The sequence below is a fragment of the Rhizobium sp. SRI_017 genome, from assembly GCF_057586295.1.
The window spans coordinates 60,882-76,798 of sequence record NZ_JBYCZP010000013.1 but is presented as its reverse complement, the minus strand read 5'-3'; the positions used below and the strand labels follow the sequence as shown (position 1 = coordinate 76,798).

Below are 15,917 nucleotides of genomic sequence, written 5' to 3'. Positions count from 1 at the left end.
ATGCAGCGCTATCTGACTTCCTCGCTGAGTTGGCTTTACCTCGTCGCGCTCTATGCCTTCATCTTCCTGCCGGTCGCGGTGCTGGTGCTGTTCTCTTTCCAGGACGGTCGCCTGCCCGTGCCGCCGTTCAACGGCTTTTCGACGCAGTGGTACCAGGCCGTCTTCGCCGACCGCAAGCTGATGGCCGCACTGACCAATTCCTTCCTCGTCGCCACCATCTCCTCGGCCCTAGCCTGTCTGCTTGGCTTCCTCGCGGCCTATGCGCTGGCGCGCTACAAGCTGCCGGGCTCGGCGTTGCAGCGCGGGCTGCTGATCGCACCGATGACGGTGAGCTATCTGATCATCGCGCTCGGGTTGCTGACGGTGCTCAACACGCTCAGGGTTCCGCTGTCTCTGTGGACAGTCGGCATCGGCCACGTCGTAATCAACCTGCCGCTCTGCTTCGCCATCATCTATGCCTCGATGGGCGACCATCACATCAATATCGAACGGGCGGCGCGCGACCTCGGCGCCAATGATATCAAGGTGATGGCACTGGTCACGGCGCCGATGCTGATGCCCTCGATCTTGGCGGCCTTCTTCCTCTCCGTCACCTTCAGCTGGGACGAGTTCATCATCGCCTTCCTGCTGTCGCGCTTCGACGTGACGCTGCCCGTCGAGATCTGGAGCATGCTGCGCTCCGGCCTCAATCCCAAGACCAATGCCATCGGCTCGCTGGTCTTCCTCGCCTCCATCGCGCTCCTGCTCGTGCTGGAGATCGGCCTGTTCGGAAGGAGCCGCAAATCATGACCGCATCCGTCTCGATCCAGAATGCGCGAAAGGTGTTCGGCAATTTCACGGCGCTGGACAATGTATCTCTGGAAATCGCCGCCGGCGAGTTCATCGTTCTGCTCGGACCCTCCGGCTGCGGCAAGACTACGCTGCTGTCGATCCTCGGCGGTTTCATGGAGCCGACGGCGGGCAGGATCGCGATCGGTGGCACGGACATGGCCGGCGTCTCCCCGGCCCGCCGGCCGACGACGACGATGTTCCAGGACTATGCGCTCTTCCCGCATATGAGGCTCATCGACAATGTCGGCTTCGGCCTCAGGATGCGTGGGATGGGCAAGGCCGAGCGGGACGAGAAGGCGCTGTCTTTTCTCGATCTCGTCGGCCTCAAGTCCTCGGCCAGCAAGAAGCCGCATGAGTTGTCGGGCGGTCAACGGCAGCGCGTGGCATTGGCTCGGGCGCTCGCGGTCGACCCCGACGTCCTGCTGCTGGACGAACCGCTCGGTGCGCTGGACCTCAAGCTTCGCCGTCAGATGCAGGATGAGCTGAAGGCGATCCAGAAGCGCGTCGGCACGACCTTCATCCATGTCACCCACGACCAGGAAGAGGCGATGGCGATCGCCGACCGGATCGTGGTGATGAACCGGGGCCGCGTCGAGGATTTCGGCGTACCCTCGGACATCTACATGCGGCCGAAGTCGCTCTTTTCCGCCGGCTTCATGGGCGAGGTGAACCTGATCGACGGCAAGGTTCTGTCGGCCAATGACAATATGGCTGAGTTGGAAACCCGGATCGGGACGGTGACGCTGCCATCGGCCAATTTCACCGCCGGACAGCCGAAATCCGGCGACAAGGTCAAGCTTTGCATCCGGCCGGAGCATTTCCGTGCTGCGGCGGGTGACGCGACGACGAGGTTCGGCGAAGCTACCATCACTGGCAGCGCGTTTTTTGGTACGCATTACCGCTGCCATCTGGCGCCGGTCGCTGCCAATGAGTTGTCGCTGGTGGCGCATATGCCGCAATCGGCACGGGTCGAGACGGGGGATCGCATTGCCCTTGCGGTCGACCCGGCGGGTGTTACGGTGCTGCCGGCGGCTTGATTTGCATCAGGCACTGCCCCTCATCCGCCTGCCGGCACCTTCTCCCCGTCTAACGGGGAGAAGGGACTTGTGGCGCCCTCGGCACCTAACGTCCCCTCTCCCCGCGAGCGGGGAGAGGGTCAGGGTGAGGGGCGAAGGCTTCTGCAGGCGCGGCGCGAGGAAATGGAAATGCAACGCATCCCCCCGGAAAACTGGTACGCCGTAAAGCGCCTCGATGACGACGTGACCTATATCTGCGAGCCCTATATCCAGGAATTCTACCGCTGCAACATCTGGCATATCAGAGGCCGCGATCGGGACATGCTGGTCGATAGCGGCATGGGCGTCGTCTCGCTCCGCGAATGGGTGCCTCTGGTCACCGAGCGCGACCTGATCGCCGTGGCGAGCCACACGCATTTCGACCATATCGGCTGCCATCACGAATTCGAATGCCGGGCCGTGCATGCGGCCGAAGCCGATCTGTTGGCCCATCCGACCCGGACCAATACGCTGGCTGAACCCTATGTCACCGACGACATCTTCGATGCGCTGCCGCCGGAACCCTATTGCTCGAAATGCTATGGCGTGAAGGCAGCGCCGGCGACGCGCATTCTGGAAGACGGCGACGTCGTCGATCTCGGCGACCGGGTGTTCGAGGTGGTGCACACGCCTGGCCATTCCCCTGGAGGTATTGCGCTCTGGGAGGCGAAGTCATGCATTCTGTTCTCCGGCGACATTCTCTATGATGGCCCGCTGATCGAGGACACCTATCACGCCAATGCCGTGGACTATCTCGCTTCGATGAAGCGGCTGCTCGACTATCCAGTCCACATCGTCCATGGCGGGCATTTCCCGAGCTTTTCAGGCGAGCGGTATCGGCAGTTGATTCGCGATTGGCTGGACGCAAAGGGCGCCTGAGGACCTCAGCCCGGCGCTGATACGCCGGGCTGAAGGCGAGATCTCTCATCCCTTGGCGAAGCGCGTCACATCGAGATAGCCGTCGGCGAGGATCATCGGCTTGAGGCCGCTGCGGGTCACGGCGGCAAAGGTCTCGTGGGTGATGAAGACGAAGCCGCCGGATTCCTCCATCAGGTCCTGCATCTTCTTGTAGATCACGTCGCGCTTGGCGGCATCCGTCTCCGCCATGCCCTCCTGGTAGAGCTTTTCGAATTCCGGGCTGTCGAATTGCGACCAGTTATAGACGCCGATCTGGGAGGGGCGGAACCAGGTGAGGTTTTCCGAGGGGTCGACGCCGCCGGCGAAATTCATCAGCACGATTTCGAGATTCTTCCAGCCGTCGCCGGAATTCTTGTCGCCGATCGTCCAGTAGACGCCGTCGTCGAGCGCCTTGATCTCGACCGTGATGCCGATCTGGCCGAGCAGCGCCTGCACGATCTGGCAGGTCAACTGGCTGGTCTTGTCGTTCTGGCAAGCGAGCTCGATCGTCAGGCCCGAGACGCCGGCCTCGTCGAGCAGAGCCTGGGCTTTTTCGAGGTCGGCGGGATAGAGGATCGCATCGCGATGGCCGGGCATGGCGGGCGGGATGACGCCGGTCGCGGCCTTGGCGAGGCCCGAATAGCTGCCCTGCATGATCTGCTCGACATCAACAGCCAGCTGGATCGCGCGGCGGACCTTCTCGTCCTTGAATTTCGGATTGTTGACATTGATCGCCAGCCAAAGGAAGCGGTTGCCGTCCATGGTAATGACCTCGGACTCCGCCGGTGGTTTCTCGACATATGTCGCGAGCGTGTTGAGGCTGATCTTTGAATAGCTGATCGCCTTGGATTCGTAAGCCAGCGCCGCCGACTCGTCATCGGTGATGACTTCGAAGCGTATCTTGGAAAAGGCTGGCGCCTGTCCTTTCCAGCCCGGGTTCAGCGCCAATGTCAGATTCTGCTTCAATGCCCATTTCTCGATCACATAGGGGCCGCAACTGGCGGGCACTTCCGTGGTGAACTTGCCGCCTACTTTCTCCACGGCCTTCTGCGAGACGATATGGCCCATGTAATAGGGCAGGGTGCTGACCCAGAAGGGCGCCGACGGGGCCTTGAGCTTGATAATGCCTGATCGTTCGCCCGTCACCTCGACCTCGTCCATCGCATCGAAGGCATAGGCCCAGGCCGAGGCGCTCGCCGGATCCTTGACGCGGTCGAAGGAGAATTTCACATCCTCCGCCGTCACCTTGCCATGACCGCCGGTCCATTCCAGCCAGTCATGCAGCTCGAAGCCGATTTCGGTCGGGGAAATCTGTTTGAGCTCCTTGGCAGCATAGAGATCCCATTTCGTGCCTTCGCGCACGTCGCCGAGGCGATTGAGCGAAACGAAGAGCGCACGGCCGACTTCCTCCTCGAGCAGGCCGTTCTGGAAAGCGGGGTCCAGCACCTCGATATCGGAGGCACCGCGGATGACGAGCGTATCGCCCTCGGCGGCATAGGTCAGGCTGGGCCGGAGCGAAATGGCGGTGGCAGCAGCTGCACTGGTGGAGAGAAAATGCCGGCGGTTCATCAGAAGCTTTGTCATGTCTATCCCTCTGGTCTTGTTATGGTGATCGAGATTTCATGCGACGCGTTCCGCCCGTTTCCCGTCGAGCGGATAATGACAGCGGATCGCGTGACCCGCCGAAATGGTGGTCTCATCAGGCGCCTCGCTGCGACAGCGCTCGCGGGCGTGGGGGCAGCGCGGATGGAACTCGCAGCCATCAGGGCGATGGGCGAGGCTCGGCACCTCGCCGATGACGGGCGGTTCGGTGCGGCGCCTGCGCGGATCGGGCACGGGTTCGGAAGCGAGGAGTGCAGCCGTGTAGGGGTGGCGCGGTGCGCGAAAAATCTCCGCCGTCGGCCCGGCCTCGACGATGCGGCCGAGATACATGATCGCCACACGGTTCGAGACATGACGAGCGACAGCGAGATTGTGGGTGATGATCAGGAAGGCGGTGCGATATTCGTCGCGGATATCGAGGAAGAGGTTGAGCACGCCGGCCTGTACCGAGAGATCCAGTCCCGCCGTCGGCTCGTCGGCGATGATGACCTTGGGGATGACCGACAGCGCGCGGGCGACGGCCACCCGTCGCGCCTGGCCCCCGGACAGGCCATGCGGGAAACGCGACAGCAGTTCGCGCACCAGCCCGGCCTTGGCGGCGAGTTCGGTGATGGCATCATCAGACACCGGTGCTTTACCAGCGATGCGCCGTGGCTCGGCAATGATCGAGCGGATGCGCTGGCGGGGATCGAAGGAGGTGACGGGGTCTTGGAACAACAAGGCTGCCGCCTCGCGCAGGCGGGCGAAGCTGCGGCTTGAATAGTCGGGCAGCTTCTCGCCTTCGAGCAGTAGGTCGCCCGATGCCGGCTTCATCAGCCCGACCAGTGTCCTGCCGAAGGTGGACTTGCCGGAGCCGCTTTCGCCGACCATGCAGACGATCTCGCCGGGATGGATGGCAAGCGAGAGCTCGACGAGGATGTCGAGGCCGGGCCGGCTGACAAAGGGTAGGCCGCCGCGGCCAGGCACGGAAACCGTGAGCGAACGGGCTTCGATGAGGGGGGTGTCGCTCATGCCGCGTCTCCCATCGATGTCGATCGTGGCTGCTGCGCTGGTCCATCCGTCGCCGGGGCGCCATCCTCCCAGCTTATGGCAGGGAGGCGCCTGGCGCCGCTCTCGACCAGGGACAATTCGCAGGCGAGCAGCGCTCTCGTGTAGGGATGTCGCGGGTTGGCAAAGATGTCGTCGACGCTACCCTCTTCCACGATCCGGCCGGCATACATGACCGCGACGCGGTCGCAGATCTCGGCGATGACCCCGAGCTGGTGCGAGATCATCAGGATCGCCACGCCGGTCTTGGCGCGCAGCTCGCGCATCAGATGCAGGATCTGGGCTTCCATCGTGACGTCGAGCGCGGTCGTCGGCTCGTCGGCGATCAGCAGCGATGGCTTCATCAGCAGCGCAGCCGCGATCGAGACCCGCTGCAACATGCCGCCGGAGAGCTCGAACGGATAGGCGTCGAAACGTGCCTGCGGATCGGAGATGCCGGCCTCGGCCAGGGCCTCGATGATCCGCAGCTTCTTCTCACGCCGGCTCGACATGCGGTCGCGCCATAGGAAATCGGTGAGCTGTCGGCCGATCGTATGCAGCGGGCTGAAGGTCGCCATCGGGTTCTGGAACACCATGGCGGCGGCAGGACCGCGCAAAGCTGCGATGTCGCGCTTCGAAGCCGCGAGGATGTCGGTGCCGGCAAGCCGCATGCGGTCGCCGCTGACCGTGGCGCTCGATGGCAGGAGGCCGAGGATAGAGTGCGCGAGCGTCGATTTGCCAGAACCGCTTTCGCCGATCAGGCCGACCACTTCGCCCGGCCGCACCATCAGGCTGACATCGGCGACAGCCTTAGCCACGCCGCTATAGGTCACCGAGACATTCTGCAGATCGAGCACCGGTTCCGTCATGGCGTGCGCTTCCCTGACAGCTTCGGATCGAGCGCGTCGCGCAGCGCCTCGCCGAAGAAGGTGAAGCCGATCGTCGCGAGGATCAGCGGCAGGCCGCCGGCGATGACCGGCACCGGCGTGTTGCGGATCACCGAAAATCCGTCGCTCAGAATATTGCCCCAGCTTGGGATCTGCGGCTTCACGCCAAGGCCGAGGAAAGACAGGCCGGCCTCGAGCGTGATGATGGTCGAGAGGTCGAGGCAGGCGAGAATCAGCAGCGGGCCGATGACATTGGGCAGCAGATGGATGAAGAGTATGCGCGGCAGGCTGGCATTCATCGCCTGCTCGGCCTTGATGAAATCACGCGATTTCAGGCTCAGCGTCTGGGTGCGGATGAGGCGCGCATAGCTCGGCACGCAATAGATGACGATGACGAGGATGACGGTACCGAGCCCGGCGCCGAGCAGCACGACCATGGCAAGCGCGAACATGATCATTGGCAGCGAACTCAGGCTGTCGAAGATCAGGATCATCACGGCATCGAGCCAGCGCGGCCCGTAACCCGCGATGAGCCCAAGCGGGAGGGCGGCGGCGAGCGCGATGGCAAGGGCCGTCAGCGCCACACTCATGGCGGTCCGCGTGCCGATGATGACGCGCGAGAAAAGGTCGCGGCCGAGTTGGTCGGTGCCGAGCCAATGCGACAGCGACGGGTCGGCGAGCCGCTCCTTCACATTGATCGCGGTGGCTGGATAGGGCGCGAGCTGCGGCGCAAGGATCGCGGTCAGCACGATAACGGCAACGAGCACGGTGCCGATGAAGCCGATCGGTGTCGACATGACGGCAAAGGCGACATTCAGTGCGCGGCCGAACGATCCGGGTTCGGCGGCCGGCATTTTCGTTGACGTTTCGACCGCGTTCACCATGTCAGAGCGCGCTCCGGACGCGGGGATCGAGGATGGCCGCAACGATATCGGCGACGATCATGCAGGTCACATAGAGCGCGCAGGTGACGAGCACCGTCCCCATGACGAGCGGATAGTTGCGCGACATGACCGAGTCATAGGTGAGCTTGCCGAGACCAGGGCGGGTGAAGACGATTTCGGCAAAGACGGAGCCGGTCAGCAGCCCGCCGAAACCAATGGCGATGACGGGCAGGGCGGAGAGAAATGCCTGTTTCAGCGCGTAACCATAGACGATCCTGTTTTCACTGACGCCGAAGGCCCTCAGCGTCCGGACGTGGCTCTCGCCCATCGCCTCGATCATCGCGGCCCGAATGATGCGGGAGACATAGCCGACCCAGCCGAGACCGATGGCGATCGACGGCAGGATCAGCGCTCTCACCTGGCTCCAGATATCGCCCGGCTCGCCCGCGCCGATTGCCGGCAGCCAGTTGAGCATGACGGCGAAGATGAGCAGCGAGTAGAGCGCGACCACAAAAGAGGGAACGGCAACCATGCCGACCGAGAAGATGCCGATCAGCCAATCCGGCCAGCGGCCGTGATGGACGACGGCAGTGCAGCCGAGGATCGTGCCAAGCGCCACGGCCCAGACAAAGCTCGAAAAGGCGAGCGCCACGGTGAAGGGCAGCACGTCCAGCACCATCTCGGTCACCGGCCGCTTGCTCCAGACATCCTGCCCGAGATCGAGTTCGGAGAGTCTGAGAAGGTAGGAGCCGATCTGTTCGATCAGCGGCCGGTCGAGCCCCATCATCACGCGGAAAGCTTCCCGCATCTCCGGTGTCGAACGCGGTCCGAGCGCCACCACCGTCGGATCGCCGGGGATCATATGCAGCATGAGGAAGAGCATGATCGAGACGATGAACAGGATGATTACGCCGAGGCCGATGCGGCGCAGGAGGAAAGCGGTCATGGCTGGAGCTCCGCGCTTGAGCTTAAAGCGAGACCCCTCCCAGATCCTCCCCACAAGGGGGAGGGCTTAACCTGCTGCTCCGCTATCGCCTCAGTTCCCCTCACCACTCGCTGTGACGTTCCCATGATCGCGGCAGCGGTGCCACGGAATAAGCCCTCCCCCTTGTGGGGAGGGTTGGGGAGGGGCCTTTGCCCGCACGATGCGGCTACATATGATCGCGGTCGATCCATGCCTCACCCTCCCGCTCAAAAACCGTCGCGCCGCATTCGCGCGCCTCCAGCCGCCATTGCAGATGAAACTGCGCCTCCGTCGATGTCACCACCACCTTCGACATCGTCTCGGCTTCGCAGTCGCCGCTCTTGAACCCCAGCACCCATCCAGTATCGAGCCGTGCCGAGAGCGGGTCGTCCTCGGTGATCGCCATCTGGTCGACGACCTTGGCCCAGATCTCGATGCCGCGATCGAGCAGGCGCTGGCGGCCGTAGTCGCTGGTGAGCGTCAGCGTTTCGCGGCGCGCACCGGCATCGATCGTCAGGATACGGGAGCTCCGTTCCTCTGCCAGTTCCTCGACCGGCACTGGCGGCGATATTTCAGCCGGCTCAAATGCAAAGGTACCGTCTTCCGGGCGCGCATGTCTGACGGGCAGGATCACCCGGCTGGTGCCGGGCTCGATCTTTAAGCTCGACATCGAGGGTGCGGGCCAGAGGACCGGCCAATGCTGGTTGGAAAGGACGAGGCGAAGCCGGTTACCCTTGCCGAAGCGGCGGCCACAGTGATTAAGGTCGAAGCGGACCGTAACGTCCTGGCCCACCACAAGGGGCTCGGGATGTTCGTGGCCCGATCGATGCGAAAGATTGAGACTGCCCCAGGTAACGAGCGTCGAGGTGCCATCGGGCCACACTTCGCAGAGCCGCGCAGTCAGCGTCGCCTGAGGCCCATCCGATTGCAGCGTGACTTCGACCGATGGCGCGCCGAGCAGAACCATGTCGCTGTCAAGCGCGGGCGTGTCGAAGCAGAGTCCCAGCCCATCCTCGCGACGCTGGTCGCCCGCCATATCTGGAACCGTGCCGCCATAACCGCCATAGCGGCCGCAATCGCGACCGGCCGTGACCGGCGATCTGAGTTGCATCGTGATCCCCGGCTCCGGCTGACTGCCGAGGCCGGCGTCATTGAGGTAGAGCACCTGCGGGCGGATGTTCGGGGAAGGCCAGCCCGGCTCCTGCACCCAGTGTCCGGCGTGGTCAGGATAAAAGTGCGCCGGCCGGTGCGGATCCTTGATGTAGGCCGTATAAGCCGGCTCGGCCATGATGCCGGTATCGACACCCTCCAGCCACTGCCGCCACCAGCGGATCGCTTCCTTGAGATAGTGGATGCCGGGTCCGGGATCACCGAGGAAGGGATAGGCGTGGGTCCAAGGGCCGATCAGTCCCTTCCTCGGCCCCTTCAGACCTTCCAGAAGCCGCGGTACAGCGTTGAAATAGGTGTCGTCCCAGCCGCTGATCGCATAGACGGGAATGTGGATGTCGGAGAAATCCTCGCAGACCGAGCCGAATTTCCAGTAGGCGTCTCGGCGCTGGTGGCGCATCCAGACGTCGGACCAGCAGGTCGAGGCTTCGAGCCGCTGACGCCACATTGCCCGCCATCTGTCGCCGACGATTTGCGGATCCGGCGGCAAGGCGCCGAGGCCGAGAATGAAGCTCGACCACATGCCGTCTTCGGTCAGCAGATTGCCGCCGAAATAATGCACGTCGTCGGCATAGCGGTCGTCGGAACAACAAAGCGCGATGATCGCCTTCAGCGCCGGCGGCCGCCGCGCGGCGACCTGCAGCGCATTGAAGCCGCCCCAGGAAATTCCGGTCATGCCGACCGCGCCGGTGCACCACGGCCGTTCCGCGAGCCAGGCGATGATGGCGCAGGCGTCATCCTGCTCCTGCGCCGTATATTCGTCGGTGAGCAAGCCCTCGGAATCGCCCGAGCCGCGAATGTCGACGCGACAGCAGGCAAAGCCGTGGCCGGCGACGTAAGGATGCATCTTCATATCGCGGAAGACGGTGCCATCACGGCGGCGATAGGGAATGAGTTCGAGGATCGCCGGTACCGGCTCTTCAGTCGCGTCCTCCGGCAGCCAGATTGTGGCGGCGAGGCGTATGCCGTCCGGCATCACAATGAAAACCGGATCAAGCGTCCGGACCTTGCGCGGGAACTCTTCGACAACCCGGCTCATCGCGCGCCGCCCGACCAGATGCGGAATGGCGGCGCAGGAATCGTGTGGCGGGGTTGCGGCATTCTCCCCACGTTCATCCTGTTACCCCTTCTCCGGCATGAGCATGGGCGTAGGATAAAACGACTGATGATGATGTCAAGCGTTATTATACGATCTTATAATTAGAAATAAATGCAGCAATTTCAATTGTATATTTTGCTGCGCAATCATCTGGGGCTGATGCGGCGCATCCGGCCGCTGAGACTGCTGAATACTGCCAGCGCGATAATCGTCATAATCATCGGCGGTTAGTCGTGAAACTCGGACGCCGCATAGACTGCAGGTGAAGTGGCGGTCGCCGCCAGGGAATGATAGGGATGGCCGCGCCTAGGAGGGCAGTTGTTGAGTGCTCGAACGACACTGATCATAGGCTGCGTGCTGTTTGCGACGGTAGAAGCGATCGGCCCTTACGGCGCAGAAGCTCAAGTTCGCAGTGCGAACAGGCAATGCCTCTTCGAGAGGCCGGCAGGCCCAGGCGTCCAGAGAGTTTGCATCCGCAAGAATTCTTTTTCCCGTGATGTCTGCCGCGCGATCGAGCGCTTCGCGACGGAGCGGAATCTGCCTTCCGCATATTTCGCCCGGCTGATCTGGCGCGAGAGCCTTTTTCGCGCCGATGCCATCAGCCCGAAGGGTGCCGAAGGCATCGCGCAGTTCATGCCGGGCACGGCAAAGCTGCGGGGCCTCAAGAACAGCTTCGACGTCGTGCAAGCGCTTGATGCTTCGTCGCTTTATCTGGGTGAACTGCGCGACCGGTTCGGCAATCTCGGGCTCGCCGCTGCGGCATACAATGCCGGGGAGAATCGCCTGAGCAAGTTCCTCGTCGATGGCAGACTGCCGCTCGAAACCCGCGACTACGTCTTCGTGATTACCGGCAATCCTGTCGAAACCTGGCGGGATGATCCGCCGACAAAATCGGCAGAGCCGCTCGATCCCACGCGATCCTTCCTCAATGCCTGCATCCGGCTCGCTGTGAGCCGGAATCTGCCGGAACCGATCCTGGTCGGGTCCCTCGACTGGGCCCCGTGGACGGTCCAGCTTGCGGCGAATTTCAATCCTGCCGTCGCGAGAAAGCTCATGTCGGAATCCATCGCGAGATTGCCGGCGCCTCTCAATGCCGAACACGCGCTGATCGTCCGCCAGAAGCGCGTCAAGCCGGGAATGCGCCCGAAATATCAGGCCAGGATTGGCCGAAATACACGGCAGGAGGCTCTGACGCTCTGCGACGCCATTCACAAGGCGGGCGTGGCTTGTGCGGTGGTCAAGAACTAGCCGATAGATGTGACAGCGCGCGCTGGGCCATTTCGCTTCCGTCGGGCTCAGCTATGATGCGCATACGTGGCCGGGAGATTTTTGTTGCCGCAGATGAACGGTTTTTTCCGCGAAAGACTGATCTTGCGTATCCTGGCGCTGCCGGACGCCGTCGTCGTGCTCGAGGCGCCTGCGGGCATGGGCAAGTCCGTGCTTCTGCGGCAGATCGCAGAGAAGGCCGGCGCCAGCGTGCATGTCGGGCTCACGCCGCCCGACGGAAATACCGGCCTGGTGCTCTGGGACATCCCGCCCTATGGGACGCCCGAACCCTTGCCGGAAAACCTCTTCGCTGCGGGCAGACGAATCATCATCGCCAAGCGGCCGGGAGTCGAACTCGCCGGGCTGATCCGCGCCTTTGCCTATGGGCAAGCCGTGCGCATCGACGGACGGGATCTGCTTCTCGACGGGGACGAGGCGGTGGAGGCCTTTGGCCGGGCCGCAGCCGGTGCCGTGATGGATCGCTGTGGCGGCTGGCCGCTCGCTGCCTTCAATGGCGACCAGATTTCCGACATGTCCGAATTCATCGGGCATGAGATCCTCGATCACGCCTCGTCAGAGGAACTCGTCGATCTCAAGCACTTGCTGGAGGGCGGCTCGGTGCCTGCACGGCAGGAGAGCCGGCTTCTGCCTTTCGCATTGTCTGGCAGGGGCGACCGGCTGGAGCTCAATGTCCGCACCTGGCAGCACGACTTGAACCGCGCCATCGACGTCTCGATCTCCCGCCGCATCACCACGCCAGCAGGGGCCAAGGCCATCGCCGAGGCCTATGCCGCCCATGGCCGTGTCGTGGATGCTATCACGACCTTCCAGACCGCAGGCTTCATGGACAACGCCTTCCAGCAATTTAGCAAGGCCGGCGGCCTGTTCTTCATCTATTACCATGGCCCCGCCGCCTTCGATCAAGTGCTGGCCGGATTCCCGGCGAGCTATGCGCATCAGAGCGAGATCCTCGTCCTGTCGCTCGCGCTGCAGTCTCTCAAACGCGGCGACATTTCGCGGGCGCGGCGGCTGCTGATCGACCGCTTCGGCGATCATGCGCATGACTTTGAAGCAGTGTTCAGCCCACGCTCGGTCTTCTCGCGGGAGTTCCGCGAATTCCGCTTCCTGATGCTGATCTACGAGGATTATCAGTTCAGCGACGAGATGCTGGCGACGCTGTTCAAGATGAACGCCGAGTTCCCGGCGGATGCTCACCTCTTTCGCGGCAGCTTCTACAACTCGGTGCTGGAATTCTACATCCGCCGCCGCCGGTTCGCCGAGGCGGAGGAAGTGGCACAGCGGGCGATGCATCACTACGAGGCCGCCAACGCGCCAATGCTCTGCTTCTATATCAGCCTGCACCAGGCGATGATCGGGTTGATCAAGGGCGATACGCTCACGGCCCGCAGGCATGCGGCGCTCTCCGCGAAATATCTCGGCGACGTGCCCTTCGAGACGCCGAATGACGCCCGGCTGCAGATGCTGCTCGAAGCCTGCATCGAATATGAGGGCGGCCGCGCCGAACCCCTCGCACGCTTCCTCAACACTGAGATCGACGATTTCTCGCATGGAGAGATCTGGCCGAGCCTCATGGAATTCACCTTGCTCTATGGCAGCCAGGCGATGGCGACGCATTTCTCGCTGCTATCAGCCCGCGGCTTTCTCGATCGATGGCGGATCTACCAGATCTCGAACCTGCAGTTTCAGACCATGGTCAATATCCGCGAGGCCGTGGTGCTGCAGAATGCCAATCGCTGGTCCGAAGCGACGGCGCGGCTCAAGGACTTGCCGCTCGCCATCGACCGCGCCTTGATACTGGCCGATCCGGAGCATCTGGAACACATCTTCGACCGCGACGAGATCGCGCTCACGCTCGTGTGGATCCGCCAGATCCTGCACGAGCAGCCCGATCTGCCGGGCCTGCTTTGCGTCCTTGAGCATCTCTCCGCGAACCTTAATATCACCGACCGCCAGCGCATGGCACTCGGTATCTGGCTTGCATATACCCACAAGCGCGCGCAGGACCTGACAAGGGCACGCGCCCTGCTGTCACGTCTCATCGAGGACGCTGCCCGCCTCGGCTCGATCGCGCCGCTGGCTGAGGAGAAGGTGTTCCTCAGCGAACTCATCGACAACAAGCGGATCGGTGAATTCCTTTCGGCCTCTGCTTCGGCCCGGCAGGTGATCCGCAGGCTGCGCGACAGCGGTCATCTTGCCCCGGTCTCCGGCATCCGCAGCGAGCTGTCGCGTCGGGAAAACAAGATCCTGGTGATGATCTCGGAAGGTGCGGCCAACAAATCGATCGCCGGTATGCTGGGCGTCACGGAAGCGACGGTGAAGTTCCATCTCGGCAATGTCTATCGCAAGCTCGGCTGCAGGACGCGGCAGGAGGCGATCAGCACCGCGCGGGCCGCGGGCATCGTCGGCTGAGGCGGCTTAACCTCGACGGAAAGCCTCGACCTTCCGCGTATTTCTGACAAAACCTAGACCATTTAAGCAATAACCTAGACCTTCATCGCGTTGTCACATGCCCGATCGCCATGCATTCTGGTTGGCATGGGGCAGGGCAAATGACCCCAAACCATCCAGAATGACGGCCTAGATAACGTGGCCGCGCCGGGAACTCGTTTCAGAAACTGGGAGACAGCATGAGCAAGCTCAGGATTTTTGCATCCACCGCTATCGCGGCTCTGATTGCCGGCAGTGCCGGCCTTTCCTCGGCATCAGCCGAGAATATCGTCACCATGAACACGGTGCAGATCTTCGGCACCATCGACCCCGCCAAGATCTCCGACTACACCGATTATATGGCGGCGGTGAACCTTTACGACGCGCTGATCTCCGTCGACTCCAAGGGCAACCTGATCCCGGAACTGGCCGAGAGCTGGACGGTGTCCGACGACGCCAAGGAAGTCACCTTCAAGATCCGCGCCGATGCCAAGTTCTCCGACGGCACGCCGGTGACCGCGGCCGACGTCGTCTATTCCGTCGATCGGCTGCTGAGGATCAACCAGGGTCCGGCTACGATGTTCATCGGCATCCTGGCGTCCGGTTCGGTGACCGCGGTCGACGACAAGACCGTCAAGTTCACGCTCGCCAAGACCTTCTCGCCCTTCCTGACCACGGTTCCGGCGATCTTCATCGTCAATTCCAAGGTCGCCGAGGCCAACAAGGGTTCGGACGACGGCCAGGCGTGGTTTGCGACCAATGTCGCAGGCGCGGGCGCCTATACGCTCAAGGAATGGGATCGCGGCGCGAAGATGACCATCGTCCGCGACAAGGACTATTACAAGGGATGGGGCGAGGGGCCGATCGACGAGGTCCGATGGATCATCACCAATGACGAGGCGACGGTGCGTTCGCTGGCAGCATCCGGCGAACTCTCCATGACCAGCCAGTTCCAGTCGCCCGAGACCTACAAGGCGCTCGAGGCCATGGGCCGCTTCAACGTCGTGACCGAACCGACGACCACCGCCTTCTACCTCAAGCTCAATTCCAAGGTCGCGCCGACGGACGATATCCACATCCGCCGCGCCATCGCGCTTGCCACCGACTACAAGACCATCAAGGAGGTCATCTTCCCCGGTGGCGACATGAACGGTCCACTGCCTCCGGGCTTCGCCGAGTTCCACGAGGCAAGCATCCCGACCCCGACCTACGATCTCGAAGCTGCCAAGGCCGAGGTGGCCAAGTCGAAATATGCAGGAGGGCCGATCGACATCACCCTCGGCTATGTCGCGGGCACCAAGTTCGAGGAGGAAATCAGCCTGCTGATGCAGGCCAATCTCGAACAGATCGGCTTCAAGGTGACGCAGCAGGCCGATCCCTGGAACCGGATCACAGAAATTGCGGGCAAGGTCGAGACGACGCCCGCCGTGAACCAGATCTTCTTCGGACCGACCTATCCGTCGCCGGATTCGATGTTTTACAGCCAGTATCACTCGAAATCGGCAGGCACCTGGATGTCGATGGAATGGGTCAACGACCCCGAGATCGACAAGTTGATCGACGAGGCTCGTTCGACCGGCGACACGGCAAAGCAGGCCGAGCTCTACAAGCAGTTGCAGAAGAAACTCGTCGACATGCAGTCCGATGTCTACCTGCTGACCCAGAACGTTCAGCACGCGATGGACAAGTGCCTGACCGGCTTCAAGGCCGTGCCGATGCAGTCCTTCGACTATGACTTCACGCGGTACAGCTGGACCTGCAAGTAACCGCTTTCCCCCCGGTCCCCACTCC

The 15,917-nt window shown here is 62.7% G+C and carries 12 protein-coding genes; 6 read left to right on the top strand and 6 right to left on the bottom strand.

What is annotated here, in order from left to right; translation table 11 throughout:
- The 3 genes from AC2YI2_RS24575 to AC2YI2_RS24565 all read left to right on the top strand — a co-directional run bounded on the left by AC2YI2_RS24575 (position 1) and on the right by AC2YI2_RS24565 (position 2,765).
- Positions 1-789, top strand: coding sequence for an ABC transporter permease (locus AC2YI2_RS24575; protein WP_487389146.1), 789 nt, complete (start codon positions 1-3; stop codon positions 787-789).
- The gene (locus AC2YI2_RS24570; protein WP_487389145.1) at positions 786-1,868 is read left to right on the top strand and encodes an ABC transporter ATP-binding protein; all 1,083 of its coding nucleotides are present in this window, start codon (positions 786-788) and stop codon (positions 1,866-1,868) included. Before AC2YI2_RS24575 ends, AC2YI2_RS24570 begins: the two co-directional genes overlap by 4 nt.
- Before the next feature lie 168 nt (positions 1,869-2,036).
- Positions 2,037-2,765 carry an MBL fold metallo-hydrolase gene (locus tag AC2YI2_RS24565; protein ID WP_487389144.1) on the top strand — a complete coding sequence of 243 codons (729 nt, stop codon included), beginning with the start codon at positions 2,037-2,039 and terminating at the stop codon, positions 2,763-2,765.
- A 45-nt stretch (positions 2,766-2,810) separates the two neighbouring features.
- Here the strand turns inward: AC2YI2_RS24565 and AC2YI2_RS24560 are convergent, their stop codons facing one another.
- The 6 genes from AC2YI2_RS24560 to AC2YI2_RS24535 all read right to left on the bottom strand — a co-directional run bounded on the left by AC2YI2_RS24560 (position 2,811) and on the right by AC2YI2_RS24535 (position 10,352).
- A complete protein-coding gene (locus AC2YI2_RS24560; RefSeq protein WP_487389143.1) occupies positions 2,811-4,367 on the bottom strand; it encodes an ABC transporter substrate-binding protein in 1,557 nt (518 codons plus the stop codon).
- 36 nt (positions 4,368-4,403) lie between these two features.
- Complete coding sequence (locus AC2YI2_RS24555; RefSeq protein ID WP_487389142.1) at positions 4,404-5,396, bottom strand: oligopeptide/dipeptide ABC transporter ATP-binding protein; 993 nt, start codon at positions 5,394-5,396, stop codon at positions 4,404-4,406.
- Entirely contained in the window at positions 5,393-6,280 is an 888-nt protein-coding gene (locus tag AC2YI2_RS24550; protein WP_487389141.1) for an ABC transporter ATP-binding protein, read from the bottom strand. Before AC2YI2_RS24550 ends, AC2YI2_RS24555 begins: the two co-directional genes overlap by 4 nt.
- Positions 6,277-7,182, bottom strand: coding sequence for an ABC transporter permease (locus AC2YI2_RS24545; RefSeq protein ID WP_487389140.1), 906 nt, complete (start codon positions 7,180-7,182; stop codon positions 6,277-6,279). Before AC2YI2_RS24545 ends, AC2YI2_RS24550 begins: the two co-directional genes overlap by 4 nt.
- 1 nt (position 7,183) lies before the next feature.
- On the bottom strand, positions 7,184-8,128 hold the full coding sequence (locus tag AC2YI2_RS24540) for an ABC transporter permease (protein WP_487389139.1): 945 nt from the start codon (positions 8,126-8,128) through the stop codon (positions 7,184-7,186).
- Between the two features lie 205 nt (positions 8,129-8,333).
- The gene (locus AC2YI2_RS24535) at positions 8,334-10,352 is read right to left on the bottom strand and encodes a CocE/NonD family hydrolase (RefSeq protein ID WP_487389138.1); all 2,019 of its coding nucleotides are present in this window, start codon (positions 10,350-10,352) and stop codon (positions 8,334-8,336) included.
- Between the two features lie 381 nt (positions 10,353-10,733).
- On the opposite strand from AC2YI2_RS24535, the gene AC2YI2_RS24530 reads away from it, so the two are divergent.
- The 3 genes from AC2YI2_RS24530 to AC2YI2_RS24520 all read left to right on the top strand — a co-directional run bounded on the left by AC2YI2_RS24530 (position 10,734) and on the right by AC2YI2_RS24520 (position 15,892).
- Positions 10,734-11,660 carry a lytic transglycosylase domain-containing protein gene (locus AC2YI2_RS24530; protein ID WP_487389137.1) on the top strand — a complete coding sequence of 309 codons (927 nt, stop codon included), beginning with the start codon at positions 10,734-10,736 and terminating at the stop codon, positions 11,658-11,660.
- Positions 11,661-11,753: 93 nt separating this feature from the next.
- Positions 11,754-14,108: a helix-turn-helix transcriptional regulator gene (locus AC2YI2_RS24525; protein WP_487389240.1), complete on the top strand. Its 2,355-nt coding sequence runs from the start codon at positions 11,754-11,756 to the stop codon at positions 14,106-14,108.
- 218 nt (positions 14,109-14,326) lie between these two features.
- Entirely contained in the window at positions 14,327-15,892 is a 1,566-nt protein-coding gene (locus tag AC2YI2_RS24520; RefSeq protein WP_487389136.1) for an ABC transporter substrate-binding protein, read from the top strand.
- Positions 15,893-15,917: the final 25 nt, after the last annotated feature.